We start from the raw sequence: 26,020 nt of genomic DNA, 5'->3' as shown, positions 1-26,020 counted from the left end.
ATAACTTCATCTGAATATTGAAGATTTTTTGGTATAAATAATACAGTTTATTAACCCATTTTAGCTAATAACTTATCAGGAAGGTTTCGCAAAAGAAAAGCTGCAAACCACCATCTCTTTGTAATATAGGCAATTTTCTGTTTGCGTTTAATGGCAACCATAATCTGGCGTGCGGCTTTTTCTGTGGTGGATACCCAAAACATAGATCTGTTTTTTTCGGTTAAAGGAGTTTTAACATATCCAGGGCGTATATCCGTAACAGCAATATTCAAATTTTTACGGTATGCCTTTTTAATCAACCCGTTCATATAATTGGAAATAAAAGCCTTTGAAGCATTGTAAGCCGGACTTTTTGCACCTCCAACCACCGAAGCAACCGAAGAAACACCAACTAAATGCCCACTATTTTGGTCTGCAAAAAAATTAAATGCTGCATGTGCGATGGCACAAAAACCCATCACATTAGTTTGAATGATATTCACTTCGCTTTCCCATTTCGATGAATAACTACCAACCCCTGCATTGATAATTACTAAATCTAATCCTCCCATCTTTTCAATGAGTTCCAAAAACCCTGCCCTTGCCTCCTCGGTTTTGCAAACATCCATTGACTGGATAAAAATTTTGCCTTTCACCTTTTTTTCAAACTCCTCTTTTAAAGCAACTAAACGTTCATATCTTCGCCCCGTAAGACCCACATCATAACCGGCATTCAGTAAATTTTCAATTAAAGACTCTCCAATTCCTGAGGTTGCTCCAATTATTACAGCTTTCATCTAAAAAATAGTTTGCAGCAAAGATACAAAATACTGTATAAGATGTTTTCTAATGAAATCTTAATTGAATAATGGCATCTGTTGTCCTTTTTACTTTTTTCGCATCTGAAAAGGGAGAATTTTTAGCTATTAATTTGAAGCTAAGAGAATTTAGTTACAAACAGATTTTACTATATTATTTAAACGTTTATAAAATTGTCCTTCAAAGGAATTATAAAGATAAAAAATATAACAAATAATGGGTCTAAACAAATTTACAAAGCCATTTTTATGATTTTTTAAGGTCTTAAATTGAGATTGTCTTAGAAAAACAAGTTGGAATTGAATGATTTTTATCTGTTTTGTCTTAAAACTTTCCTTTTTTTTTAATAAAATTTCAAATTTTTTGAGTCCAGCTAAAAATATTTTTACTCTTATTTCTCATATTTTCTGTCTGAAACGATGTTAGCCTGTTAAAAACTAGTTTGTGAGGGCTGTTTTTTTAAATGAAGACCCCGTATTTTTAACTGAAAGGTCGTCAAAATTTAATGGACGCTCTTTATATTAAATTACAAACTTCTAAAAATGAAACACTTTGTTCTCAGTATAACATTCCTAAGATTTCTGATAATTGTCTAATTTTCGGCCATAATGAAACTCTATTCACATATTTGTGTAGTCAGCCTGATTTTAGAACAGGACAACAGGATATTGATGCTTAAACGTCCACGTCAAAAAGGTGGCAATTATAGTTTGGTGGGAGGTAAAGTAGATGCCAACGAATCTGTAACCCATGCCATTATCAGAGAAGCATTTGAAGAAGCCGGTTTGATTATTAAGCACGAAAATTTGAAAATGGTACATGTAATGCACCGGCAAAAAAATGCAGAATCAATTCTTCATTTCTTTTTTCATGCCAACCAATGGCAGGGAACTATCGTCAATAAAGAGCCAGACAAATGCGATGGTTTGGAATGGTTTGGACTACACGAATTGCCAATAAATACAGCTTCAGCTGTTTTAATGGCGGTTGTACTTTTTCAACAAGGTGTATATTATTCCGAATTTAACTGGAAATATCCGGTTAATGCCTGGATGGCAGGTTCAAGTGTTCGTGGGCTAAAATAATCATCGGATAATTTTATTCTATATTTTTTGAAAACACTCATCACCCAACCCAATTACATTCCCTGGCGTGGTTATTTTTATGCCATTAATTTAGCTGATGTTTTTGTTGTTTATGATGAGGTTCAATATACCCGCCGAGATTGGCGAAACAGAAACGTTATTAAAACTGCCAAAGGATTGCAATGGCTAACCATTCCGGTTTCGGTTAAAGGTAAATACCATCAAAGAATCAATGAAACTATAATCAGTGATCAACGTTGGGCAATAAAACATTGGAAAGCTATCAGTTTGAATTATTCCCGTACCCCTTTTTTTCAAAAATATGCCCCTGAACTTGAAAATCTTTATTTGAGTTTGCAAACTGAACTTTTTTTAAGCAATGTAAATCTTGCATTTATTCATACTCTATGCAAGCTGTTAAATATTCAAACCCGCATCGTTAATTCTTCGGACTTCGGTTTTTCCGGGGAAAAATCCGAAAAATTATTATCTATTTGTCAACAACTGAATACGACTCAATACCTGAGTGGTAAAGCCGCCCTACCTTATTTAGATGTATTTTTATTTGCTCAAAACCAAATAGAAGTAGTTTGGTTGGATTATGACCATTTTACATCTTACCCGCAATTATTCCCTCCTTTTGAGCCCCATGTTTCTGTATTGGATTTGTTGTTTAATACCGGCCCGGAAGCAAAAAATTATTTACTCCCCCAAAATAGTGTTTAATAATAATTATTTTACAACGAGCCCTTTTAGCAAAAACCGATTTATATTAAATCGGTTTTTGTTAAAATTAAATGGATTCAACTTAGCAAATTATCCGGTATCAAAGATATTATCAGAAAATAAGTATTTATAGTTAAATACGAATGGGCGTTATTTTGGTTTTTATAATAGAAATAGTAAGAGGGAATCGTTAAAAGCTTTAGGTATTCATTTCAAAAGTGAACATAGTGGTACCATTTGTAGAATATGAGTATTTAGTATCAATAAAATCAATTAAAAAAAACTGTCAGTTAACTGTTCAGATTCAACTAAAATCGGGTAAGTGAAAATTATTTTTGAAGTTGCTATTTCAGTTTAAATAATCTGGTTGAAATTTGTGTTGAACTTCTAAAACAACAATACAATGCAAAATTTATTCAATCAACAAGACAAAGAGAACCTAATAGAGAGATTATCAAAGTTAACACCAAATCATTTGCCAAAATGGGGGAAAATGAATGTTCACCAAGCTGTGGTTCACATGACTGACCCTCTTCGTTGTGCATTGGGAATCAGACCGGTTTCGGTACATTCAGGTGTGTTGTCAGTTTGGCCGATCAACAAACTGATATCGCAATATCTGCCTTGGATAAAAGGTGCTCCGACTGCTCCGGAATTTATTCAGGGTATTAAAGGTTCTCAACTCATCGAATTTGAAAAAGACAAAGAGGAACTTATTTTAACCATTCACCGCTTTTCTCAGGAACAAAACACAAAACCTTTTCCTTTTCATCCGGTCTTTGGCAAATTAGAAAATACTGAATGGGCAAGGGTAATGTGGAGGCATATTAACCATCATTTAACTCAATTTGGGCTTTGAATTGAATAGATTTAAGTTCCTTTCGATATTTCTTCATCGGCATCTGAAAACTTTTTAACGGAATTTTTCAGGATAATTGCCGTTTCTTCAACAGAAAGCGTATTTGCTGCTGCCCATGCTCCCATTTCAGAAGATGCATACCATTTAACTCTGTTTTTTTCGCGAAGAGGCGGATAAAACTCAATATGGAAACGAAACCAATGCTCACTGCCGTCATATTCAGGACAGTTGACCGGTGTTTGGTGGATACACATCATATAGGGAAATGGCCTGTCAAACACCAAATCAAAAGCACCGGTTATTTTTTTAAGCATGAGAGCTAAACTCATGGTCATGTCTGAAGTAAATTGAGCAAAACTCCCGATATTCTGTTTACAAACGATAAATACACCATAAGGATAATCGGTAAAATAAGGGATATAGGCAATAAAATGTTCATCTTGGTCAATTATTCGTTTATTCTCATTGAGTTCATAACGGTTGAGTGCCTCAAACAAAGGTTCATGATGCATTAAAAAATACTGCCGACAACTTTCCAACTCTGTTTTAACTTTTAGCGGCACAAAAGGATAGGCATAAAGTTGACCGTGTGGATGATGAATAGTTACCCCTACTTCTTCACCTTTATTTTCAAAAGGAAATATGTATTTTATATTTTGGTCGAGGCTTAAAACTTCCTGCCGATGCTTCCAAACTGAAATTAGTTTTTCTATTTGCAACAAAGGAAGTTTATATAGAAATGTATGGTGATCGGACGAATAAAGAACAACTTCACATTTTCCATAGGAAGGTGCTGTGTGGTTAATTTTATTTGATTTGTTGTAAAAATCCTCCTCTGAAACACCCGGAAGTATGCTTAATGCCGGAAAATCGTTGGGATAGATATAAATGTCATATTGATCAGGAACTTTACCGTTACCGGGACAAAATGGACAGTTGTCTGAAGGAAGATGTGGGCGACTTTGGCGATTAGTCGCAATCATTGTATAAGTTTGTAAAAGCGGATTCCAGCGAAGTTCTGACATAAACAAAAGTTGTTAAAAATTTTATCTGATAAACAGGTAAAAATAAACAAAAGGAGTATTGTACCCAACATTATAGGATAAACAAAAAATTGATAGTTTTTTGAAAGAACAGCTTTTCCCAAAAATTGAGAAAAAACTGTTAATTTTGCGGAACAATAAAAATGTACTATTTCTACACACAACTTTTTCACACTCTAACTCATCAACAATTTGTAACCATTTATTGAAAATTATGCCTCAATCATCTTTTAACGCCGCAGCAAATGCATTTGGTGACACGCCAAAGCAAACTTTAGAAGAATGGATAACAGAATTAGCCGATTTTTTTAAACCAACAAAAGTACATTGGTGTACAGGAACGGAAAGTGAATACCAACAACTTTGTGAGGAATTAGTACAAAAAGGAACCTTTATTAAGTTAAATCCTGAAAAACGCCCCAATAGTTTTGCTTGTTTTTCTGACCCAAGTGATGTAGCAAGGGTAGAAGATCGAACTTATATTTGTAGCCCTCGCAGGGAAGATGCAGGCCCAACAAACAATTGGATGGATCCCAGAGAAATGAAAGACATCCTGAATAATTTGTTCAGAGGTTGTATGCAGGGACGCACAATGTATGTTATACCTTTTTGTATGGGTCCGCTTGGTTCTCCTTTGTCGCGATATGGAGTTCAGGTAACTGACTCAGAATATGTTGTGGTCAATATGAAAATCATGACCAGGATGGGCAGCAAGGTTCTTGAAAAAATCAACAAAGACAATTTTGTAAAATGTATTCATTCAGTTGGAGCACCTTTATTACCAGGTCAGGAAGACAGCAAATGGCCTTGTAATCCAACAATAAAATACATTTCCCATTTTCCGTCCGATAAGTTAATCATTTCGTATGGAAGTGGTTACGGTGGAAATGCCTTATTAGGGAAAAAATGTTTCGCATTAAGGATAGCTTCAAGCATGGCTCGCGAAGAAGGTTGGTTGGCTGAACACATGTTGATTTTAGGGGCGGAATCGCCCGAAGGAGAAAAAACCTATGTGGCAGCAGCATTTCCAAGTGCCTGTGGAAAAACCAATTTTGCCATGTTAATTCCTCCTAAAGAAATGGAAGGATGGAAAATAACCACTGTGGGCGATGATATCGCATGGATCCATCCCGGCTCAGACGGAAGATTACATGCAATCAACCCGGAAGCCGGTTATTTTGGTGTTGCACCGGGAACAAATTTTAAAACAAACCCTAATGCAATGGCTACAATAGCCAAAAACACTATTTTTACCAATGTCGCTATTACTCAGGATGGAGATGTATGGTGGGAAGGATTGACAAAAGAAGTGCCTGAGGGTTTGATTAACTGGCAAGGGAAACCACATGACCCGAAAGGAGACAAACCTGCTGCACATGCCAATTCCAGATTTACAACTCCGGCATCACAATGTCCAAGCATTGATCCAGATTGGGAAAACCCCAACGGAGTTCCAATTGCCGCTTTTATTTTTGGTGGAAGAAGATCAACTGCTGTGCCTTTGGTTTATCAGTCATTTAACTGGAATTTTGGAGTCTATATGGCAGCCACAATGGGTTCAGAAATGACAGCTGCCGCATTTGGCAATATCGGACAAGTCAGAAGAGATCCATTTGCCATGCTTCCTTTTATGGGCTATCACATGGGCGATTATTTTAACCATTGGCTTCAGTTTGGTCGTAAATTGCCCAATCCCCCCAGAATTTTTGGCGTAAACTGGTTCAGAAAAGATGAAGATGGTAAATTTATTTGGCCCGGATTTGGTGAAAATATGCGCGTTTTGAAATGGATTATAAGCCGTTCAAGAGGTCGGGCTTCTTCAGTTGAAAGCCCAATAGGGTGGATGCCAAGATATCAGGATTTGGATTGGACCGGAATGAAAGAATTCACAAAAATTGATTTTGACAAAGTTATGTCAGTTGACCGCGAAATTTGGAAAAAGGAATTACTGACCCACGAAGAATTGTTCGAAAAAGGCTACGACCGTTTGCCTAAAGAGTTTCTGTTTATGCGCGAACTCTTGCTTTCTGCACTTTGGCGTTCTCCCGAAACCTGGAAATTACAACCGGAAAGAACTTAATTCCGTTTGCTTTTTTTTCTATCAGATAGGCATAAAACTGCCCCGAATTTTATCAGGATTAGATGAATTCCGGGCAGTTTTTTAATGTATATCCATTAACTTCAAACCTTAGACAACATGAGGTTTTTACAAGATATTGAATTGATCACAGTATTAAAGGGAGGTTTACAATAGCACTTACTAAAGTCTCAATATAATTATCAAAGCCTTTATTCTCAAAGGTTTACTGATTCACAGTAATGAGATACCGGCTAACTTTTCCTGTCACCTTTGCTACAAAACAATCACCAAAACAGCCATTTTTTAATATTGTTTTTAGACAAACTAATATTCTTTTAAGACAGATTAATATTGTTTTGAGACAAACTAATATTGTTTAGAAGCAAACTAATATTGTTTAGAGACAAACTAATATTGTTTTGAGTCAGATTAATATTGTTTTGAGTCAAACTAATATTGTTTTGCGCCAGATTAATATTGTTTTGCGCCAGATTAATATTGTTTTGAGGCAGATTAATATTGTTTCGAGACAAACTAATATTGTTTTAAAGCGGATTAATATTGAATTGAGGCAGATTAATATTGTTTTGAGACAAACTAATATTGTTTTGCGGCACTAATAAAATCGGCTCTCTTTAAAAAAAATCTGTCTCTATTGCTTTTATAACATGACAAAAATCATTTTTAAAGTTCACACAAATCATTGTTATAACTACACAATTACCTTAAATTTGCTTTAATTTTATATTCATCAAACACTTTTGCCCTATGGAAGGATTCAAAAAAATAATGATTGCTTTAGACCTGACTAAAACTGATGAAAGCATCTTGCAATATACAGGTTTTTTACTCGAAAAATTGGGAGGGGTTAAACTATATTGCATACATACAGAGCCCGATTTTGAAATTCCGGCCGAAATACGGGAAAAGTATGGGAATGAATTCGAGATGGAATCGCTCGACGAAAAAATGAAAGAACGAATGATGGAAAATACAGTCCGGGTATTAGGCCATAAGGAGGGCGTAGATATCGAATATGAAGTATTGGAGGGTACTGCGTTTGAAAAATTGGTTCATTGGACAAAAGTTAAAAATGTTGACTTGTTAGTTGTTGGGAAGAAAAAAGTATCAGAAGGCAGTGGAATCGTAGCCAAAAAAGTAGCTCGGCAAACAGAGAGTTCCGTACTATTTGTTCCAAATGGGGCTACATCTGGTATCACTAAAATTTTAGTGCCTATTGATTTTTCAGGACATTCAGCCAAGGCTTTGAAAAATGCAATGGATTTAGCCGCCAAATCTGACAATGCAAAAGTTGTTGCAATTAATATTTTTGATATTCCAACAGTAAATTACTATTATATCGGTCAAAACTATGGACAGTTTACCGCTTTGATTTTAGAAAATGCTCAGAGTGCTTATGAAATTTTTGTAGAAAAATATCAAATTGACAAAACAAAGGTTGAAGCCGTTTTTGAAGAAAACATTTATCTAAGTCCGGCAAAGCATATCAACGAATATTCTCGCAAAAATGGTGTAGATTTTATAGTGATGGGTGCTAAAGGACATTCTGCTATGGAAGTGTTTTTTTATGGCAGTGTAACAGAAAGTTTATTGACCTACAATGAAGATATTCCTTTATTAGTTGTTCGTTAATAGTCGGAAAATAAAATTGAAAAGTAATTATCCCGGAAAAACAAAAGTGTGTTTATACTTGGTTAGACTATAAAGTTAAAGGAATTAATAAGTTTCTAAAACATCACCAAAACAATGAAAAAAATATTTTTGCCGACTGATTTTTCAGATATTGCCAACAATTCAGCTCATTTAGCAGCTTATATCGCCCGTAAATCTGGCTCCAGTATTTTTTTGTTTCATATTATGAGTATCCCGCTTGATTGGGATCATTTATCTGTGGAACAGGAAAAACAATATCCTGAGTTTAAAGCCATGATTGCCAACACAAAAAAACAGTTGAGCGATTATGCTTCTTCAGATTTTCTAAAAGGAATTAAAGTTGATTGGGAAGTATTTATCAACGACACCTTAGACAATATTGTAAATCATGCAGATTCTGTGCAATCAGATATGATTGTGATGGGTACTCATGGTAGTAAGGGCTTTAATGAATTAGTATTGGGTTCAAATACTCAAAAAATTGTGCGATTAGCAAAAATGCCGGTTTTAACAGTTAATAAGTTTCCCCGCCATTACCAATTGAATGATATTGCTTTATTTTCCGATTTTAATAATGCTGACGAATACCAAAGATTGTTAGATCGTTCATTAGAATTGGCAAATATTTTTGGATCAACGATACATTTGGTAAAAGTTTTAACCCCTGCCGACGATTTGCTCGATTTTGAAGTTGTCGGATTGGAGGGTTATAGGTCAAATAAAAAAATAAAAAAAGAAGTAGTTCGAATAGATTATCTTCGTCCAGTTGAAGAAGGAATTTTTAATTATATTGACACCCATAAAGTTGACCTTATTGTCATGGGAACTCACGGCAGAACCGGGTTGGCGCGTTTAATTATGGGTAGCGTGGCTGAAATTATAGTAAACCACTCCCCTGTTCCCGTACTGACATACAAGGTTTAAGATTCTATTCAGTTATAGAGTGCTTGTTTAAACAACCGCCTCACAAATTGATGGAAAGAGGTTATATTTTTACCCTTATTTTGCATCGTTTTAATACTTTTATCTGAAAATTAAATGGCTCTATATTTATAAAATAAAGGGACAAGAAAATAATTTAGGTGTTAAACTAATGCGAATCAAACTTAAGCAAAGAACAAACAAAAGCGATATAAGATACTAAAACGATTTGAATCTGGAGCTTTAATAGTGAAAATTTATCTGTTCTCTGCACATCATTCGACTATACATTTTACCTTTGTAGTGTGAAAAGTAAATGTAGGGTTTTAAGTGTTTCTATCTTTTCAGTTTTATATTGCTTTGCGATAGGAGCAGGCAATATTAATGTTTTTAACCCTCAGGTTACACAAACTTCATTTTCCGGTAGCAGCAGTTACTTCACAAAGAGTCCTTCTGGCTTATTTGCTGTTACACTTCCTAAGGAAACAACTTTCAATGGTCAGAACAATAATACCTCTCCGGTTCAAAAAATTGAAACCGGTGAACTATGGGCAATTTTAAACGGATCCGGACTACATTCAAAAGCCCATTTTTTACTTCAGTTATTATTGTCCAAAAACTTTCCGGTAAAGTTCAGGAAGGCAGATTTAATTTTCCCTTTCCATTATTTTTGGTAACCGTTTTTTGAGTTTTACGTTTAATCAGACTAAAATTATTCAGGCTTTGCAATTTATGCTGCAAGGCCAATTTATCTTTTTATCAAATTCAAAAAAACTTAAAAAATGGACTTTGGAAGTTCTATAATCGGGTTAATTTTTCTTATTCTTTGTACAATACCATTCGTTATATTGAGTATTCGCCGCCAAAACAAAATTAATCTTTTGTTTGAGTCACTTAACAATTTAGCTAAACAAAACAATTGCAACATTTCCCAAAAAGAACAGTTTTCAAATTTTGCAATCGGTTTGGATGAAAATCGAAACTATCTTTTTTTCTATAAAAACAAAAAAAACAAGGAAATTGCACAAAATATCAATCTTGCCGATATTCAAAGTTGCAGGGCTCTAAACTCAGGAAAAATTGCTGGAAACGGATCGGGTAGTTCTAAATTGATTGACAAACTTGAACTTGGCTTGACTCCAAAATCGAACACAGGTGGAGACATACTATTAGAGTTTTACAGTTTGGAGGATTCAATGCAGGTCAACGGGGAGCTTCAGGTTCTGGAAAAATGGGTAGCTCTGATAAACGATCAATTGAAGAGAAAAAGGTAAAATAAAAACAAAGCCATATAGATAATTCTATGTGGCTTTGTTTAACTTTATTCTACATCATAATCTTGGTTTTTCTTCAAATTTTATTAGTTATATTTGCTCAGTATTAATTTCTATAATTAAAAAGCCTATACTAAAAATGTGGAATACCGATACAATTTGGTTTGATGTGGCAGTTATCAGTATAATGATATTGTTTGGACATATCTTTTTAGGTCATTTTGAAGAAAGAAGTCCCAAATGGAGAAAAGTCCTCAAATATTTGGTTACGCTTGTTATTTTTATAAGTTTTTCTGTTTATTTTGGCAGACTTGTAGCTTTTATTGTCTTAGGTTTAGCAATCATTCCTGTTGTCTATATTCACGCAGTTTATTTGCCTCGAAAAGGAATCAACGGCTGGACAGGGGAGCCAAAATCAAAATACTATGACTTAAGAGGTTGGGATAAAAATATTTTTGGTTCTATAGCTGATAAATAGCAAATAAATATCTATGGCTTCTTATTTTTACATTAAAAGCTATTTCTCCAGAATAAAAACTTTTTAGCGTTGACGCTAAGATGTTTGTGAATTCAATTATTTGCCTAATCCAATTTTATCAAAAAGCAATATGAAACCCATAAGTTTACTCATTTTGCCCTTCGTTTTTTCTTTTCTTTTTTTTAATTCAGGATGCAAACAATCAAATCCCAAGAATCATTCATCTAATGAAAATCAAAATAAAATGGACAGTGTAAATCAAAAAATTGAAGCAAACAAACAATTAGCTAAATTGTGGATTCTGGAAGGCTGGAATAAGAACCGAAACAAAGAAGTAGTTGAACAGGTTTTTGCTCAGGATTGGATTGACGGGAACCCTTCTTTTGCTGATCAACCAAAAGGAATCAGTGGTGCTATGTATTTTGTTGAACAATATCGCAAAGCTTTGCCTGATATTCAGTTTAAAATGACCCATCTCATTGCGGATGAAGAGTATGTTACATTCAGATTTGAAGCAACTGCCACGCATAGGGACATGCTTATGGGAATACCTGCGACCAATAAAAAGGTTACGGTAACCGGAATTGTTATTCATAAAGTGGAGAATGGCAGGTTTGCAAAGTCTTGGAATGAAATTGATCTTTATGGATTGAAAATGCAACTCGAAGCGAAGTAAGTTGTTTTTTCCCCAATAATTTTAATCCTGTTGGATAGGCTTTTTAATTCTCAGATTGCCATTATATCTTTTGGTAAAGTACTGTTGTTTACCAATAATTCTGAAAGTTTATTTGCAAAATAGGTACTCATTAATACTCCTTTTGTACCTAATCCATTCAAAATGCCTATTTGAGGATACTTATGATGCATTCCTACTAATGGACGGCGTTGTAATGTACTTGGTCTGATTCCTGCCCAATGATCAACCACTTTAAAAGGCACTGTTAACATATTTTTTAAGGCGTTTTCTATTTCTATTCTGCCTTCTTCAGAAATATTCTCGTCGGGTTGATCAAAATTATATTGCGATCCGGCCCAAAACAAATCATTTCCCAATGGCACTAAAAAAGCGCTCCCTTTGATTAAATGATCGGTGATTTTTAAATCCCCTGCCTCAATAACTAAAACTTCTCCTTTATTGGGTGCTAAAGGCAGATGATTAAAAAACGGGTTTTGACCCGCTAAATATCCCTCGCAAAATATGATTTTTGAAGCTTTAACGTTTTTCCAAATAACACCTTCTGACAAAAAGGTTAAATCTTTGATTTCCACAAAGTCATCAATTAACCGATTGTTTTGTAAAAGATGAGTTCTATAAGATTGTAGTAGTAATGATGTATTTATATAATTCCCGGTAACAACGGCATAACCAACGGCAGACTTAAATTCGGGCTTCCATATCCCTCTTTCTACTGCTAAAATATGTTGATGGTATCCATCTGCCGAAGAACGAGCACTGAAATTATTCAAATCTTGCTCGTTTTGCAACAACCAAACAATATTGCGATTGTACCAAACCTTTATGTTAAACTTTTGCTCAATTTTCTGGTAAGCAGATTGGGCAAAGTTATACATCTCATCAAACATCCATGTTTTTACTAACTTTCGCCCGGTAATAGGATTGACTATTCCAGAAGAGATGTTGCTGGCAGAATTTGGATTTTTTCGGTCAATAACGATACAGCGTTTTCCTGATAAACTTAAAAAATAATCCAACCAAGTACCTGCAAGACCTTGACCAACAATCAAGAAATCGGCTTCTACCATTAATATATTTTATCGTGAAACATCTGATTGACTATTGCAACATAGACACATCCCTGATTAAGATGTTTTTGCGGTAAATATAAATAAGATTCAACTTTTTTAAGTCATTTAACACAGTAGTAACTGTTTGTCTTGATGTTGCAGTGATATTTGCAATTTCCTGATGAGTCAAAAATTGTTTTAACAATACTTCATATCCGACTTTAATACCCATAGATGCAGCAGATTCCTGCAAGAACTCAACAATCCGGCTACGAGCATCTTTAAAAACCAAAGTTTCGAGACGGCGATCGGCATGGATTAACCTGTTACCTAACTGAGTAATAAATTTAAGGCTTAATTCAGGATACTGATTTAATAAACTCATCAAAGCATGATAAGGTATAACATACAACTTCACCTCCTGATTCATGGCTTTAGCAAAATCGTTCCGTCTGGCATTACCGGCTAAACTCATTTCTCCGAATATCTCGTTAGATTGAACGATGGATTTAATAACTTCTTTACCTTCGTTTGAGCAATTAATAATTTTAACTCTTCCCTGTTTCACTAAATATATACAATCTGCAGCATCACCTGGGCGATATATAACAGATTGTTTTGGAATAGTTCTCAATTCACCGATACCGGCAAGTCGCAAATTTTCTATTTCACTTAATTCAAATTGTAACTTTGGAGTAATTTGCCGTGTTTCTTTTACTTCGTGCAAGGCTAACATAATGTTAATGTTTAAGGTTGTGAAAGATGGATGTGCTTACAAAAATTGTTGGTCTAACTTTGATTTATGTACAAATTTGAAAGTTTTCCAAAAAACGTTCAAATACAAATTTCACGTATTTCCGCTAATTCTGCTCTATAATTATTAGTTGTTAAACTATAAGTTAATTTATAAAACACTGATAATAAATACTTAGCAACTGCAAAGAATTAAACACAAATGATGTGTTTCCTAAAAAACGTGGTATAAAAACGAGTGTTTTCCAAGATTTTTTCAAAAAAAAAGCTAAAAAATCCACTTTGGAATAATTAAAAAATGTAAATCAGGCAACACAAAATCTTAGTTCAGGATAAGTTTTTTATCGAATTTGGATTATAAAAGGTTTTGTTAGAAATTGATTATAAGGAAGAATCAAAAAAAAATTTACATTAACCTACATAAAAAATCCCCTCATTTTCGGTTTTGGTTTCAATTGAAATCAACCGAAAAAGAGGGGGATGGAGGTAAAGACTGATTGGTTAGTCTTCTTTTAAAAACCGTTTGCTGACTACCATAAAATATCCAATAAAACCAATAGCCGTGAACAAAACTACTACTCCCACTGACATTAAGCCTATAGGTAAGTAATTGGCAATAGTTAAACCTAAACCTAATCCGGCAGCTACCAAACCCCACTTCAGGCTATCGTATAATCCCAATTCCGGATTAGCTGGAAGAAAATAATTTTTCAAACTTTCGTCAGAAATTCCTTTCTCAACCATTCTTGATTTTAACCGGTAATCAAAAAAGGCTTTGAACATCGTTACAATTGTTAAGAAAAAAGCAATAAATCCTGCTAACGGAGTTAATTCCTCAATTGTATGTACAAAATCCTGAGATGGTGTACTGGGGCGATAAGGGTCTTCATACACGAGCTGATGTGAAGGCGGTTCGGGTGGCAATACCACAGTAGTTTGAGTTTGTAAACTGTCTTGTGCCTGAATCAATTCGAAACAAGCAAGCAACAAAATACTCAAGGTAATCAGGGCGACAAGCTGAAACAAAAATGTTTTCATTTAACTAAGCGATTTAAAGTTGGTGAAACAATATTTTGGTTGCATCAGACAGACATGCACTTAATATGTTGCAGATTTTTTCAAAAAAATTTGTGTTTTCTTAAGTATCTGGTATTTGAAGACAAAAAACAGAAAACAGGATTACTCTTGTGGTCTTAAAACATTAACATTGCCAGTCAAGTACAAGAAGAATATTTATTACCTTTGTTTGAGGTTTGTTAGCTAATTCTGCAACATTTCTACATCTAATCTGTCTCATTGTTCTATTTCCAAAGAGGCCTATGAAAGACAAGGTTCTGAATAAAGAAGATGAACAAAAAATGGTAAGGGCAGTTTTGCTTAACGATCGCAATGCTATTTTGCAGTTGATTCGATTGTATGAGCGGTTGGTTGTCAGCCTTGTATTTAAGATGATAGATAGAGATGCTGACAGGGAAGATTTATGTCAGGATGTGTTTATGAAAGTGTTTTCAAATCTTAAAGAATTTAAGTTTGAATCTAAACTTTCAACATGGATTGCTCAAATTACTTATCATCTTTGCCTGAATTTTTTACAAAAAAAGAAAAACCTGTTCATTGAAGATGTTTTTAAGCCATTGAACGGATATGGAACTGATTTTGAAACACACGATAATACAGAATTGATAACTAAAGATTTCAGCCACCAGGAAACTGAGATGCCGGATGAAATTTTATACCAAAACGAAACCAATCGCAATCTTCATGCTGCAATTGAAAAATTGCCGGTATTGTTTCGCACTTTAATTGAATTATATCATATAGAAGAAATGAGTTACGCTGAAATTTCTACAATTACGAAACTGCCAATGAATACTGTAAAAAGTTACCTGTTCAGAGCCAGAAAAATGCTGAAAGACTCTCTTATTCATCAATTTAAAATTGTACATCCTTAATTTTTTAAAAATGGAACTGCAACATATATCAGATTTTGATTTACAAACTCATATTGAAGGCAATCCTCTAACAAATTTGCAGCAACTGCATCTGAATAGCTGCCCTTCTTGTGCTGAAAAGTTATTAGTTTACCAACAATTGTTTGTGGGATTGAAACATCTTCCCCAACCGGTATTAACTTTTGATTTGGCAGAAGCAGTGCTGAGCAAAATGCCAATACCAAATACCTCTGAAAGCAAACTAAACCCTTATGTTGAAAATATTTGGGTGACAGCTACTTTTCTTTCTTTGTTCTGTTCAATCGGCTTGGCTTGGTATTTTGGTTATCTAAAAGAAGTGCCTATTTTAATTAGTTCCATTATAACTTTTATTCCAATGCTTATAGCAATTTTAGGTACCATACTTTTTTTCCAATGGATAGAATACCGGTTTTGGAGTCAAAAAATACTAAAAACATAGATGTTTTTTCTGACGCAATAATTAAAGGGGGCAGTATAAATAAAAAAAGGGAATTGTGTTTCATGTCAACACAAATCCCTTTTTTTTATAAAATCTACGGAACATGGTATATGATAACCATCAGCGTTTCAATAATTTGAATGCAATATTTCTTCCTTGTCGTTGGGTGATTGCGAGATTTATCCAAAAGAGTGCGAAATCTTCAAGCAATTGTATTTTATCATCTCCTCCAATATCGTAACATTCAGCAAATCCCACTTCTTTTGCAAGTTGTTTGACTATTGTTTTGCCTTTTTCACTGTTTCCTGCACAAAACATATCAATTGCCGATAAAGGATATTCTGGATTTGCTAAATTTTCCCAACCTGTTGAATTAAAACATTTGACCAAATGCCTGCAGCGGGTAAGTCCAAGTAATGCCTCGGCTGTATTTCGATAAGGCTCCGGCTTAGTTCCAACAGAATTCATGGCATCTATGATAATTTTATCAGCCACATAACCCAGATTTTTAGCTACATCAAAAACGGATTGAGAAGGGACTGCAATTAATATGACTTCAGCTTCCTGTGCAGCTTCGTAAATAGGTTTTACAGTTACCCTGTCGCTTAATGCTAATAAACTTTGAACTCCGTCTGATTCAATATCCCGGACACCAAGCAGAATATCATGTCCGGTTTTCAACCATGCTTTCGCCAATGTTCCTCCAATATTACCCACACCAATAATAGCAATTTTCATTTTTTACTCGGTTATGACTTAAGAAAAAAAAAATTTTAGGTCGTAAAAGCCTTAAAATCAATTGGTTTTAAAAAAATGGAATAAAAATTTCGGGTAAATGTATGAAATGGTTTTGATTTTTTAAACTATTCAAGTTTTGAAGTCAGAAATGGCCCGATTATTGGTAAATGTTTATTGAAATGAAGTTAGATATAGAAATAATCCGTACAACTGCTTTCGTTTTTTAATGACCTATAATGAATCAACTGATGAATATGTCCTACTTAAGTTGCAAAGTTTTATGTCTTGTTCTCCTGTTCAGTAGTAATCTGCTTGTAGCACAACAGAATATTGAAAAACCGTATATTAAAATTGATAATGGAGATTTGACTTATTATACAAAAGCTGTTTTTTCAATCAACAGCCAAAATATTATAGCTGTTGCAAGTGACAACAGTATTTGTGTGTTTAATAACCAAGGGCAAAAAATCAATGTATTAAAAGGGCATGAAAAGCCAATCAGAAGCATTTCAGTAAATAGTCAAAGCAATATATATTCTGTGTCTGAAGATAAAAGCATTAGAATTTGGTCTCCGGAAGGCAAATTGATACAAACTATTGATGCACATTCAAAAGCAGTTACATCTGTTGCAGTTTCAAAATCAGGATCTTATTTTGTCAGTTCATCAGAAGATAAACTATGCAAGATATGGGACCGGTCCGGTAAGTTGAAGCATATACTAAAAGGCCACACAGATGTAGTAAATTCCGTTGCTATTTCGGAAGACGAAAACTTTATTTTTACAGCATCAGATGATAACAGTCTTAAGCTATGGACAATAAATGGCGAGATGCTTCGCACATTTAATAAATTTGACGGACAAATTCGATCCATTCAATATTCTCCGGATAATAAGAAAATACTGATTTCTATTGCTAATGAAGCTTATCTATTGACACATACCGGTAAACAAATTTCGGTTTTCACCGGACATAATGGTAGAGTTAATCAAGCTGTCTTTTCTCCGGACGGGCAGTTTGTTTTGACCGCTTCGAATGACCATACAGCCAAACTTTGGAATTTGGAAGGGACATTGATGTTTACATTTAACGGTCATTATAGTGCTGTGAACAGTGTTGCTTTTTCGCATAACGGAAACCAAATTGTAACAACTTCATTAGACAATACTATTCATATTTATCAAAATCCTACAAAAGAAATCTTTGTTCAAACAAACGAAATTTCAACTTATCTGCCCTCAAACATAAGAACCGGTTTAGCCATTGCGAATATACCCAAAAAACTTTCAAATGAAGTTAAATTCATGAAAGCAGATTTTCCGGTTGTTACACCAAAAAGTTTACAACAAATACAACAGGTAACCCATAGTTCTGACAATCAGGTTGAAACTTTAAAAACCACAACAGACAATAAACAATTGATTGCAGAGAATGCTCAACCTTTACAGCCTAAAACAGATGAATCATTTCTAAAGGAAGTAAAAAGATACAATGGTCCATTGTTCTCAGTTTTTGATTATGAAACAATGAAACGTGAAACAAATAAGCCAAAAGTGTTTGCAGTTGTTGTCGGCATTGCGAGCTATAATCATGTTCAAAGTTTGAAATTTACTAAAGATGATGCATATCTGATGTATGCTTTCCTAAAAAGCCCGGAAGGAGGTGCAATACCAGATAATCAGATTACCTTATTGATTGACGGCAATGCCACAAAAGACCGAATTATGCAGGCATTGGTTAAGACTTTTAGCCAGGCAGGGGAAAATGATGCCATTTTATTTTATTATGCCGGACATGGGTTAAATACTGGGCTTTTACCTATTGATTATGACGGCTTTAACAATATTCTACCATACGGTGACATCTATGATGTTTTTGAAAACAATCATGCCAAGTATAAATTTTGTATCACAGATGCCTGTTATGCAGGTAGTTTCAGTCAATATGCATCCAGAGATGGTTTTGATGAGGTTGAAAAAGTACTATCTAATTATTATAATGCAATCAATAAGACAACTGGAGGAACTGCTATTCTGATGTCATCAAAAGCACAGGAAAAGTCGGTCGAATATTTGGGTTTAAGACAAGGAGTATTTAGCCATTTTTTAATTCGCGGTTTGAAGGGAGAATCTGATATTAACAAAGACAAACTCATTACTATTTTAGAACTTTACGATTACGTAGAAAAACAAGTAAGAAGCTATACGGGCAATAACCAAAGTCCTTCGTTGTTTGGCAATTTTGATTTGAATATGCCGGTAGCAGGAGTGAGATAAATTTGTTAAAATTTGGTAGGATCCCAAAACCAAAACGGCCGGAATGTATTATTTCCGGTCGTTTTTTTTTAAAAAAACAGCAAAGTAGTAAATGTAGAAATTTATGAGGTTGAATCATTGAGGAGGATGGTAAATTTATGATCAGTTGGGTCTATGTGTTTTTTTAACAATGATATAAATTGTCCGTTTGACAAAAGAAAAAACGGGATAAAGTTTTCATAGCGTTCCTGAAGATTACCATTTGGAAAAAGCTTGTTTTTGATGTTTTTTATTTGTTGTAACACTGTATCGTATTTGCGTTTTTCTGCTTTGAGCAATTTGGCTTCAATATTTTCCATTCCATTCGTGGCTTTAGTTGCTTCTGCCGATACTGATGCTTCAAGGGTTGGGTCAATCTTTAAAGCCTGGAGTTTGATTTGATCATATATTTGAATGATAAGTTTTTTTTGTTCAGAAAGATTTAAGTTATGGATGCTTTGCTCTTCCACATACCTTGATATTAAAGTTTCTGTATCAACAAACAATTGTTCAGGTTGTAAAGAAATGGCATTCATTTTTGTAACAACCGCAGCATCAATAAATAAAACCGAGTTTCGAAGCCATAACATTGGAAAAGATACCTGATAATAATCAAAAACTGATTTTAACTGAAGCCAATAAGCCAATTCTCCGCCTCCTCCTATGTATGCTATTGATGGAAGAACGGTTTGTTGGAAAAGGGGTCGCAAAATAACATTGGGACTAAACCGTTCGGGATGGTTTTCCAATTCATAAAGAATTGCATCAGAAGTAAAACTAAGATTAGTCTGATGGATGGTAAAACTATTATTATCCGGATTTTTCTCTATACGATTTCGAAACTCATCCGTGAGATAAAACAAATTTATTTGACGGGCAAAAGCCTGATTAGGGTAGCCTTTCTCCTGAAGAAGTTCGTTTGTTGTCTGAACGAGATGAAAACTCCTGCCGGCCAACAGTTCATCTTTCATAACAGGTGCAAACTGTTTTTTCAATTCTTTATCGTCCTGATCAATTACAATCAAACCATCATGTCCAAATAAATAATTGACCAAAAAACGTGTGGATTGTGCTAAGGTTTGATGTTGAAGATAAGCGTGTTCAAAAACCTCCATTAGGTTATTCGCTATTACAGATTGCCCGGTAATGTTTCGCAATTCCTCTAATAAAGACCTTAAAGTTTGGGGGGATAGTCTTCCTGTTGCAGTTCGAAGTGGTTGGTCCCAGGTAATTGTTTTCCCAAAAAGATTGATATGATTAATTTCATCAAAATCATGATCATCAGAACCCATCCAATAAACCGGCACAAAATGTTTAGAGGGATGTTGCAGGTTCAATTTTTCAGACAAATTAATCGCAGTGATTATTTTATACAAAAAATATAAAGGGCCTGTTAAAATACAGGGCTGGTGTCCGGTTACAACGGTAAAACTATTGGGTTGAAGCAAACTTTGAATATTGTGTCTTGTTGCATCCGAAATTTCAAAACCGGAATATTGCCGGTCAAGAACTTTCACCAATAACTGTCTTGAAGATTGTGGAAATGAAAATTTCTGAGCAATTGTCAATGCGTTTTCAATCGTAGGTGCATAATTGTAAAAAGGTAAAACTGTATTTTTTTGCGCTAAATAGTCTTGAATAAGAGTTGAAAAAAACCCTGTTTTTGAATAGTCAATCAAAATTTTTTGCATAGCTACTTAGTTTGTAAACGAGGATTAGTTCATAGATACAGCATTTTACTGTATTCCTCTTATGAAAAAAGTGTAATGCTAATTGAAATTTTAGTTAAGTCCAAATGATAAAGATTCAACGTCTTAGTTACTGATGTTCTGTTTCAAAACAATTGAACTATTGAGGTGAACAAGATGGATTTACAATCAAATTAAGGCTAATGCTTCTTGAAAAAAATGTTAACCTAAAAGAAAAATGAAGCAAGAACTGAATCAATTCTTGTTTTCTTGTTTCCCAAAAAGTCAATTTTATTTTCTAAGTTTAACTTTTCTTTGGATTAAAAAGAAATTTTTGCCTTTTCAATTATCATTTTAACCTACTTAATTATAATTTTCAACTATTCAATTATCATTTTTTTCTTTAGAATTGTTTTTTTTCTAAATTTTGAAAATAGTTTTGTTTCAATTCCTATTTCATTAAAGGGAAAAATGTCAATTTTATTCGTTTTTAAAACAAAATTTTCACAGGAATTCAAGACAATTTCAAATAAAAATCTTTACAAGAATCTTCGATTTACGAATTGGGGTAGCATTTTTTTGATTTAGACCACTTGTAATTGCAGTTTTGGTGGCTAATTTTAGGAGAATACATGGCATAAATCAAATTTCAATTGTATTGATATAACAGACAGAAATGGTATAGTGAATTGGGCTAAAGAGAAGCATTTTTTAAAAGAATTAATCTGCAAATATTGTTTCAAGTACGCTGATTGATTTTAAATCTCCAAAACCCTCGATATGGAGTTTGTAATAAGTGAGCAGGGCATGTAGCAATTGAGTTCTCTCTGATTTTGATAATCGTATTTGTTCTGTTTGATTGGCTCGAAGATTCATTAGTTTGAATAATACATGACTTAAAGGAAGTTTTAAAAAGTAAGAATGGGTTGGTGGATGATGGGTAAACTCGCCTTCTACTAAATTAAAATAAGGACGTTGTGTATAAAAAAAGTTTTGACGAGGTGAAAAACCGAGGAACTGAGCAAAATGTATCAAAAACCATAAATGAAGGTTCGCAAAAGCTGTTGGAAAAGAAATTTGATCAAAACAGACTATAAAATCATCTAAAAACTTAAACTGATCCGGATTAGGAGATTCTTCTTTAATGGTTCTATACAATACCTCTGAGAAAAACAACGTAAGTGCGCTTTTAACGACATCTGTCAATAAACTTACAAAAAGATACGCCGGCTTTATTTCTTTGATATGTTGAATGTTTTTGTGTTCCCGATAATACGCAACAATATCTAATATGGTTAAAGGTTGCAATAGAGCGGGTTTGTTTTTGTTGTTTTTAGCATAAACCCCGTTTATTATATATGATTGAAGCCCAAATTTTTCCGTATAAATTTTAGCAATAACACTTGTTTCGGAAAATTTGAAAGTTTTGAGCACAATGCCTTGTGTTTGATGTAGCATTTCCTTTGTGCGATTAAGTTTAAATCGAACTCTATGTGTTGTATAAAGTTTATTTTTGTAATAATGCAGCCCTATTTTTAATAGGTCAAAGGTCAGAATAATACTTTAAAATCTTCACAAAATTTCATTATTAACAGATTGAAGGCTATTTTTGAATTAAAAAATAGTTCAATTTGCGCGTTTTGCCTTTTCCCAAATAACGGATTGATTTCCGGTTAATATTCTCCAAAATCCCGCATAAACGGCATAATTCATGACACAAAAATAATAAGGTATAAAAAACACCTTAAACTTCAATTTTCTGGATTCAAGAAAATATCCAATTAAAGCTGAAAGATAGAATACCATCTGCAACACAAGCACAACAGACCACCAACCATTATTTTGGATAGTTAAAAAAAGGTTAGACAGCAAAAGTAAGGGTAAAGCAAATGGCGCAAGTGTCCACCGTAAAACTCTATGTGAGATAAATTGAAAGCTGAGAATTCCGTATTTTAATGGATTAAACAAAGCCTTTAACCTGTAGATGGCTTGCAATCCACCGGCAGCAATTCTGACTTTGCGTTTTAACTCTTCAGAAACAGAAGCCGATGGAGCTTCAGTTGCAAAAGCTTCAGGTTCATAGACGACTCTATACCCTTTTTGGGCAATTCTTAGAGTTTTATAAAAATCTTCGATAATAGTATCAGTAGGAACCATTTCAAACAATTCCGTTCGAATTGCAAATAATTCTCCTGCAGCTCCGACAACAGAATAAAGTTCTGAATCCCATTTTTTGAGCATTGATTCATACTTCCAGTAAAAACCTTCGCCTGCAGAACTTGCATCATCGTTTTGTTTCACTCTAATTCTTTTTTCTCCTGCCACAGCACCAATTTTAGGATCTGCAAAATGCCGAACGATGTTTGAAACCGCTTCTCGATTTAACAAAGTATTTGCATCGGTATATATCACAACCGGCGTTTTAACAAAAGGCATCACCCGGTTAATGGCCGCAATTTTTCCTTTGCGTTCAGGAATATGGAACAACTGAATAGCAGCATACTGCACAACTAAACCTGTTGTGTTGTCAGTTGAACCATCAGATACAATAAAAACAGACATTAAATCAGAAGGGTAGTCCTGAGCTAAAGTATTTTGAATTTTGTCTTCAATAAAATCTGCCTCATTATATGCTGCAATTAAAACTGTTACAGGAGTTGTTACGGCTTGAAAATCTTGTGCATGGTTTGTAGTGAGGTTATTAACCGAGAAAATGCGTTTCAATTTAATTAAAATATATAGCAATATGCCGTATCCTATATAAGTATAGAACAAAATAAGCAGGCATAAAAAAAACAGGAACTGTTCAAACATAGGTTAAAAATATATAGGCAAGATTGAAACTAAAACCAAAATTTTACGTAACTTTTTTTCAAGACAAAAATAGCCTGATTCAAAGGGTTCAAGCATTTAAAATTTGCGCAAGATAACAATTTATCTTAGTTGAAATTAGTCATTGTTTTTTGACAAAGCTATGACAAAACAGCAAATTCGCAGGTAATTGCTCTATATTTGCAACAGAAACAAGCACCCTTATTAAACTCAAACAACAAAAGGAAAAGACAAAGAGGTAAAGGTAATCAGCAATATCAAATGAGGCAATTTATTTTTCTCATGCCGATTACCTCCTCTTTATTTTCCAATGTTTTTCTGCCGTAAGGCTAAACCCGTATTACTCAAACAACCGCTCAAAAAAATGGATTTGCTACTTTTATGGGGCAAACTATACAAAAACAAATGGCTAATTTTATTCATAGCAGTTTTTTCTGCTGCAACAGCCTTTTGGTTTGCCGAACAACAGCCTTTAAGCTATAAATCTGCTGCTATTATATCTACCGGGGTTATTAATAATCCAAATGAAGTCAGCAGTAGTGCCGCCTACATTCAACCATACCGTGTTGATAACACACTGAGTGCCATCATAGAAATGATGAAATCCAGAGTTAGTTTATCTATGCTTTCGAAAGAATTGTATTTGCATGATTTTGAACAAAATCAAAATTCATTCCGAATACTTCCGGTCGAATCAGGAAAATACACTGAAAATGAACGACGACAAATTGCCGATTGGATTCGCAGTAATGAAAACCAAAATCAGATAGATTTGCCCGGAAGAATGGGGGAAATTTATAATGAGCTTTTAAAGGCTTTAGGTTATGATCAGAGCTCAATACTGAAACATCTGAAAATAGAAAGAGTAGGCAGTACAGATTATATACGGGTTGAGTTTACCTCTAATCATCCTGCCTTATCGGCATTTACGGTAAATACCTTGTCTGAAAGATTTACCGAAAACTATAATGCTTCCACTAATGCTCAGACTAAAAATTCGTTGCAATACTATACCCAGTTAGCTGAAGATAAAAAAAGACAGTTGACCGGCAAGGTAGAAAGTCTTCGACAATATAAATTGAACAATAATGTGGTAGATTATACTGTTCAGGCCAAAACGACAATCGAACAAATCAGGGATTTGGAACTTCAGCGTGAAGAAATCAGCCAAAAAATACCTTCTTATGAACAAGCTATCAGAAACTACAACCGTTATTTGAATCAAAACGATCATACGCTTGGCCAGTTAAGGGAATATAACCGGGAAGTTGCAAAAACCAAAGAAAAAATTAATACCTTAACACAACAATATGTAAACGGTGGGTCAAAAGACAAAGAGCTTAAAAACCAAATTGATGCGCTCAATATTCAATTAGAGGTTCATATCAAAAATTCGGCTTTGGGACAGCAAAGCATACAAAACAGCACTTCAAAAAAGGAAATCGAAGCTCAAAAGATAGAAGCAGAAACAGAACTTGAAATTGCGAAAGCAAGCCTGGTGTCTGTAAATCAGGAAATACAACGCCTTAAAAGCAGTACAACAGGGTTGGTTTCCGGAGAAGCCGCAATTGCAAATCTTGAACAAGATATTAACTCCTATTCAACCGAATACTTAGAAATTCTGAACCGATTAAATTCGACAGAATTTGCAGTACAATCTTTGACCAATCCCTTAAACATTATTGAAAAAGGGATTTTACCAGAGAAAGCGGAAGCCTCTAAGACCGGAATGATTACTGCATTGGCCGGGGTTTCTGGTTTTATGTTAGCAACAGCTTTTATATTTTTTCTGGCATTTATTGACAATTCTTACACAGCTCCGAACCGGTTTACTCAATTTACGGGATTACCCGTATTAGAAACTGTAAATTATGTCAACGGATCTATGTTGCCGGGCTTAAGTTCGTGGTTTAACAAAAAAAATAAAGAATTTTTTAGCGAGGCGATCCGAAAACTTCGCTTTTCAGTGGAAGAATCCGGAGCTAAAAGAATATTGTTTACCAGCCTATATCCAAAAGAAGGGAAAACGTATCTGGCAATTGCATTAGCTCATGCTTTGATGAGAAACAGCAAGCAAGTATTGCTGATTGATACAAATTTTAAAAACAATACCATTAGTAAAATTCTAAACAACAACAGTCAATCAGATATAGCAAAAGGTTTTCCTTTGGCACTTGAAATGTCTGAATTAAAAAAACTTGTTGATTTATACCGGCTGAACAGAAGTTTTTCCACTCCGAAAGCTATGTTTTCTCAGGAAACCGGAGATCAAGGAGGAGTTGTAGTCATGGCTTCTTATCCTCAAAATAACTCCCCTTCTGAAGTTTTCAGCCAAACCGATTTTAACGCCTTTTTAGAAAAGGCTTCGTTGTTGTTTGATTTTATCATTATGGAAGGGGCTGCCATCAACAAATTTGCAGATACCAAAGAGATGGTACGATATACGGATAAGATGATTGCTGTTTTCAGTGCTTCATCTTCCTATAAATCGAATGATTCAAATGCGCTAAATTATTTTAAAAACCTGTCCACTAATGAAGGGGGGAATAAATTTTTAGGCGCAGTATTAAATAAGGTAAAACTTTCTAACCTGAACTGAGAATTTTGTTTCTCTATATT

The 26,020-nt window shown here is 34.3% G+C and carries 24 protein-coding genes; 14 read left to right on the top strand and 10 right to left on the bottom strand.

The window, feature by feature from the left end:
- Positions 1 to 50 precede the first annotated feature (50 nt).
- The gene (locus tag IPM47_12695) at positions 51 to 776 is read right to left on the bottom strand and encodes an SDR family NAD(P)-dependent oxidoreductase (protein ID QQS27738.1); all 726 of its coding nucleotides are present in this window, start codon (positions 774 to 776) and stop codon (positions 51 to 53) included.
- Between the two features lie 630 nt (positions 777 to 1,406).
- Here IPM47_12695 and IPM47_12690 point away from each other — a divergent pair.
- The 3 genes from IPM47_12690 (at position 1,407) to IPM47_12680 (ending at position 3,468) form a co-directional block, all read left to right on the top strand.
- Positions 1,407 to 1,883, top strand: a complete 477-nt coding sequence (locus IPM47_12690) for an NUDIX domain-containing protein (GenBank protein QQS27737.1) — start codon at positions 1,407 to 1,409, stop codon at positions 1,881 to 1,883.
- Positions 1,884 to 1,910: 27 nt separating this feature from the next.
- Positions 1,911 to 2,609, top strand: coding sequence for a WbqC family protein (locus tag IPM47_12685; protein ID QQS27736.1), 699 nt, complete (start codon positions 1,911 to 1,913; stop codon positions 2,607 to 2,609).
- Positions 2,610 to 3,012: 403 nt separating this feature from the next.
- The gene (locus IPM47_12680) at positions 3,013 to 3,468 is read left to right on the top strand and encodes a DUF1569 domain-containing protein (protein ID QQS27735.1); all 456 of its coding nucleotides are present in this window, start codon (positions 3,013 to 3,015) and stop codon (positions 3,466 to 3,468) included.
- Between the two features lie 11 nt (positions 3,469 to 3,479).
- On the opposite strand, the gene galT is transcribed toward IPM47_12680, so the two are convergent.
- Complete coding sequence (gene galT / locus IPM47_12675) at positions 3,480 to 4,493, bottom strand: galactose-1-phosphate uridylyltransferase (GenBank protein ID QQS27734.1); 1,014 nt, start codon at positions 4,491 to 4,493, stop codon at positions 3,480 to 3,482.
- A 232-nt stretch (positions 4,494 to 4,725) separates the two neighbouring features.
- On the opposite strand from galT, the gene IPM47_12670 reads away from it, so the two are divergent.
- On the top strand, positions 4,726 to 6,591 hold the full coding sequence (locus IPM47_12670) for a phosphoenolpyruvate carboxykinase (GTP) (protein ID QQS27733.1): 1,866 nt from the start codon (positions 4,726 to 4,728) through the stop codon (positions 6,589 to 6,591).
- Between the two features lie 335 nt (positions 6,592 to 6,926).
- Here the strand turns inward: IPM47_12670 and IPM47_12665 are convergent, their stop codons facing one another.
- Positions 6,927 to 7,124: a hypothetical protein gene (locus IPM47_12665; GenBank protein ID QQS27732.1), complete on the bottom strand. Its 198-nt coding sequence runs from the start codon at positions 7,122 to 7,124 to the stop codon at positions 6,927 to 6,929.
- A 235-nt stretch (positions 7,125 to 7,359) separates the two neighbouring features.
- Between IPM47_12665 and IPM47_12660 the strand changes: the two genes are divergently transcribed.
- The 6 genes from IPM47_12660 (at position 7,360) to IPM47_12635 (ending at position 11,614) form a co-directional block, all read left to right on the top strand.
- Entirely contained in the window at positions 7,360 to 8,244 is an 885-nt protein-coding gene (locus IPM47_12660; protein QQS27731.1) for a universal stress protein, read from the top strand.
- Positions 8,245 to 8,358: 114 nt separating this feature from the next.
- Positions 8,359 to 9,189, top strand: coding sequence for a universal stress protein (locus IPM47_12655; protein QQS27730.1), 831 nt, complete (start codon positions 8,359 to 8,361; stop codon positions 9,187 to 9,189).
- Positions 9,190 to 9,491: 302 nt separating this feature from the next.
- Entirely contained in the window at positions 9,492 to 9,863 is a 372-nt protein-coding gene (locus IPM47_12650; GenBank protein ID QQS27729.1) for a hypothetical protein, read from the top strand.
- A 204-nt stretch (positions 9,864 to 10,067) separates the two neighbouring features.
- On the top strand, positions 10,068 to 10,460 hold the full coding sequence (locus tag IPM47_12645) for a hypothetical protein (GenBank protein ID QQS27728.1): 393 nt from the start codon (positions 10,068 to 10,070) through the stop codon (positions 10,458 to 10,460).
- 139 nt (positions 10,461 to 10,599) lie between these two features.
- Positions 10,600 to 10,938 carry a hypothetical protein gene (locus tag IPM47_12640; protein QQS31465.1) on the top strand — a complete coding sequence of 113 codons (339 nt, stop codon included), beginning with the start codon at positions 10,600 to 10,602 and terminating at the stop codon, positions 10,936 to 10,938.
- A gap of 244 nt (positions 10,939 to 11,182) precedes the next feature.
- A complete protein-coding gene (locus tag IPM47_12635; GenBank protein ID QQS27727.1) occupies positions 11,183 to 11,614 on the top strand; it encodes an ester cyclase in 432 nt (143 codons plus the stop codon).
- A gap of 50 nt (positions 11,615 to 11,664) precedes the next feature.
- Here IPM47_12635 and IPM47_12630 read toward each other — a convergent pair whose 3' ends face one another.
- The 3 genes from IPM47_12630 to IPM47_12620 form a co-directional block, all read right to left on the bottom strand.
- Positions 11,665 to 12,702, bottom strand: coding sequence for an FAD-binding oxidoreductase (locus IPM47_12630; protein ID QQS27726.1), 1,038 nt, complete (start codon positions 12,700 to 12,702; stop codon positions 11,665 to 11,667).
- A 31-nt stretch (positions 12,703 to 12,733) separates the two neighbouring features.
- Positions 12,734 to 13,420, bottom strand: coding sequence for a Crp/Fnr family transcriptional regulator (locus tag IPM47_12625; protein ID QQS27725.1), 687 nt, complete (start codon positions 13,418 to 13,420; stop codon positions 12,734 to 12,736).
- Positions 13,421 to 13,938: 518 nt separating this feature from the next.
- Positions 13,939 to 14,475 (bottom strand): hypothetical protein, encoded by a 537-nt coding sequence (locus IPM47_12620; GenBank protein ID QQS27724.1) that lies wholly within the window; start codon positions 14,473 to 14,475, stop codon positions 13,939 to 13,941.
- 281 nt (positions 14,476 to 14,756) lie between these two features.
- On the opposite strand from IPM47_12620, the gene IPM47_12615 reads away from it, so the two are divergent.
- Positions 14,757 to 15,389 (top strand): sigma-70 family RNA polymerase sigma factor, encoded by a 633-nt coding sequence (locus IPM47_12615; protein QQS27723.1) that lies wholly within the window; start codon positions 14,757 to 14,759, stop codon positions 15,387 to 15,389.
- Positions 15,390 to 15,399: 10 nt separating this feature from the next.
- Positions 15,400 to 15,849, top strand: coding sequence for a hypothetical protein (locus IPM47_12610; protein QQS27722.1), 450 nt, complete (start codon positions 15,400 to 15,402; stop codon positions 15,847 to 15,849).
- A 120-nt stretch (positions 15,850 to 15,969) separates the two neighbouring features.
- Here the strand turns inward: IPM47_12610 and IPM47_12605 are convergent, their stop codons facing one another.
- On the bottom strand, positions 15,970 to 16,587 hold the full coding sequence (locus IPM47_12605) for an NAD(P)-binding domain-containing protein (GenBank protein ID QQS27721.1): 618 nt from the start codon (positions 16,585 to 16,587) through the stop codon (positions 15,970 to 15,972).
- 254 nt (positions 16,588 to 16,841) lie between these two features.
- On the opposite strand from IPM47_12605, the gene IPM47_12600 reads away from it, so the two are divergent.
- Positions 16,842 to 18,863 carry a caspase family protein gene (locus IPM47_12600; protein QQS27720.1) on the top strand — a complete coding sequence of 674 codons (2,022 nt, stop codon included), beginning with the start codon at positions 16,842 to 16,844 and terminating at the stop codon, positions 18,861 to 18,863.
- 101 nt (positions 18,864 to 18,964) lie between these two features.
- Here IPM47_12600 and bshC read toward each other — a convergent pair whose 3' ends face one another.
- The 3 genes from bshC to IPM47_12585 form a co-directional block, all read right to left on the bottom strand.
- On the bottom strand, positions 18,965 to 20,572 hold the full coding sequence (gene bshC / locus IPM47_12595) for a bacillithiol biosynthesis cysteine-adding enzyme BshC (protein QQS27719.1): 1,608 nt from the start codon (positions 20,570 to 20,572) through the stop codon (positions 18,965 to 18,967).
- Positions 20,573 to 21,289: 717 nt separating this feature from the next.
- Positions 21,290 to 22,027, bottom strand: a complete 738-nt coding sequence (gene recO / locus IPM47_12590; protein ID QQS27718.1) for a DNA repair protein RecO — start codon at positions 22,025 to 22,027, stop codon at positions 21,290 to 21,292.
- A gap of 168 nt (positions 22,028 to 22,195) precedes the next feature.
- Positions 22,196 to 23,383, bottom strand: coding sequence for a glycosyltransferase family 2 protein (locus tag IPM47_12585; GenBank protein ID QQS27717.1), 1,188 nt, complete (start codon positions 23,381 to 23,383; stop codon positions 22,196 to 22,198).
- Between the two features lie 382 nt (positions 23,384 to 23,765).
- Between IPM47_12585 and IPM47_12580 the strand changes: the two genes are divergently transcribed.
- Complete coding sequence (locus IPM47_12580) at positions 23,766 to 26,000, top strand: hypothetical protein (protein ID QQS27716.1); 2,235 nt, start codon at positions 23,766 to 23,768, stop codon at positions 25,998 to 26,000.
- The last annotated feature ends 20 nt before the right edge of the window (positions 26,001 to 26,020 follow it).

It is taken from the genome of Sphingobacteriales bacterium, from assembly GCA_016700115.1.
GTDB lineage: Bacteria > Bacteroidota > Bacteroidia > Chitinophagales > UBA2359 > UBA2359.
This window is presented reverse-complemented; position numbering and strand designations above follow the sequence as displayed.

What these genes read in the sequence shown, in the direction of transcription:
- IPM47_12695 (QQS27738.1), bottom strand. Translation starts at nt 776, where the DNA reads ATGAAAGCTGTAATAATTGGAGCAACCTCAGGAATTGGAGAGTCTTTA.
- IPM47_12690 (QQS27737.1), top strand. Translation starts at nt 1,407, where the DNA reads ATGAAACTCTATTCACATATTTGTGTAGTCAGCCTGATTTTAGAACAG.
- IPM47_12680 (QQS27735.1), top strand. Translation starts at nt 3,013, where the DNA reads ATGCAAAATTTATTCAATCAACAAGACAAAGAGAACCTAATAGAGAGA.
- galT (QQS27734.1), bottom strand. Translation starts at nt 4,493, where the DNA reads ATGTCAGAACTTCGCTGGAATCCGCTTTTACAAACTTATACAATGATT.
- IPM47_12670 (QQS27733.1), top strand. Translation starts at nt 4,726, where the DNA reads ATGCCTCAATCATCTTTTAACGCCGCAGCAAATGCATTTGGTGACACG.
- IPM47_12660 (QQS27731.1), top strand. Translation starts at nt 7,360, where the DNA reads ATGGAAGGATTCAAAAAAATAATGATTGCTTTAGACCTGACTAAAACT.
- IPM47_12655 (QQS27730.1), top strand. Translation starts at nt 8,359, where the DNA reads ATGAAAAAAATATTTTTGCCGACTGATTTTTCAGATATTGCCAACAAT.
- IPM47_12640 (QQS31465.1), top strand. Translation starts at nt 10,600, where the DNA reads ATGTGGAATACCGATACAATTTGGTTTGATGTGGCAGTTATCAGTATA.
- IPM47_12635 (QQS27727.1), top strand. Translation starts at nt 11,183, where the DNA reads ATGGACAGTGTAAATCAAAAAATTGAAGCAAACAAACAATTAGCTAAA.
- IPM47_12630 (QQS27726.1), bottom strand. Translation starts at nt 12,702, where the DNA reads ATGGTAGAAGCCGATTTCTTGATTGTTGGTCAAGGTCTTGCAGGTACT.
- IPM47_12625 (QQS27725.1), bottom strand. Translation starts at nt 13,420, where the DNA reads ATGTTAGCCTTGCACGAAGTAAAAGAAACACGGCAAATTACTCCAAAG.
- IPM47_12620 (QQS27724.1), bottom strand. Translation starts at nt 14,475, where the DNA reads ATGAAAACATTTTTGTTTCAGCTTGTCGCCCTGATTACCTTGAGTATT.
- IPM47_12615 (QQS27723.1), top strand. Translation starts at nt 14,757, where the DNA reads ATGAAAGACAAGGTTCTGAATAAAGAAGATGAACAAAAAATGGTAAGG.
- IPM47_12610 (QQS27722.1), top strand. Translation starts at nt 15,400, where the DNA reads ATGGAACTGCAACATATATCAGATTTTGATTTACAAACTCATATTGAA.
- IPM47_12605 (QQS27721.1), bottom strand. Translation starts at nt 16,587, where the DNA reads ATGAAAATTGCTATTATTGGTGTGGGTAATATTGGAGGAACATTGGCG.
- IPM47_12600 (QQS27720.1), top strand. Translation starts at nt 16,842, where the DNA reads ATGTCCTACTTAAGTTGCAAAGTTTTATGTCTTGTTCTCCTGTTCAGT.
- bshC (QQS27719.1), bottom strand. Translation starts at nt 20,572, where the DNA reads ATGCAAAAAATTTTGATTGACTATTCAAAAACAGGGTTTTTTTCAACT.
- recO (QQS27718.1), bottom strand. Translation starts at nt 22,027, where the DNA reads ATGCTACATCAAACACAAGGCATTGTGCTCAAAACTTTCAAATTTTCC.
- IPM47_12585 (QQS27717.1), bottom strand. Translation starts at nt 23,383, where the DNA reads ATGTTTGAACAGTTCCTGTTTTTTTTATGCCTGCTTATTTTGTTCTAT.
- IPM47_12580 (QQS27716.1), top strand. Translation starts at nt 23,766, where the DNA reads ATGGATTTGCTACTTTTATGGGGCAAACTATACAAAAACAAATGGCTA.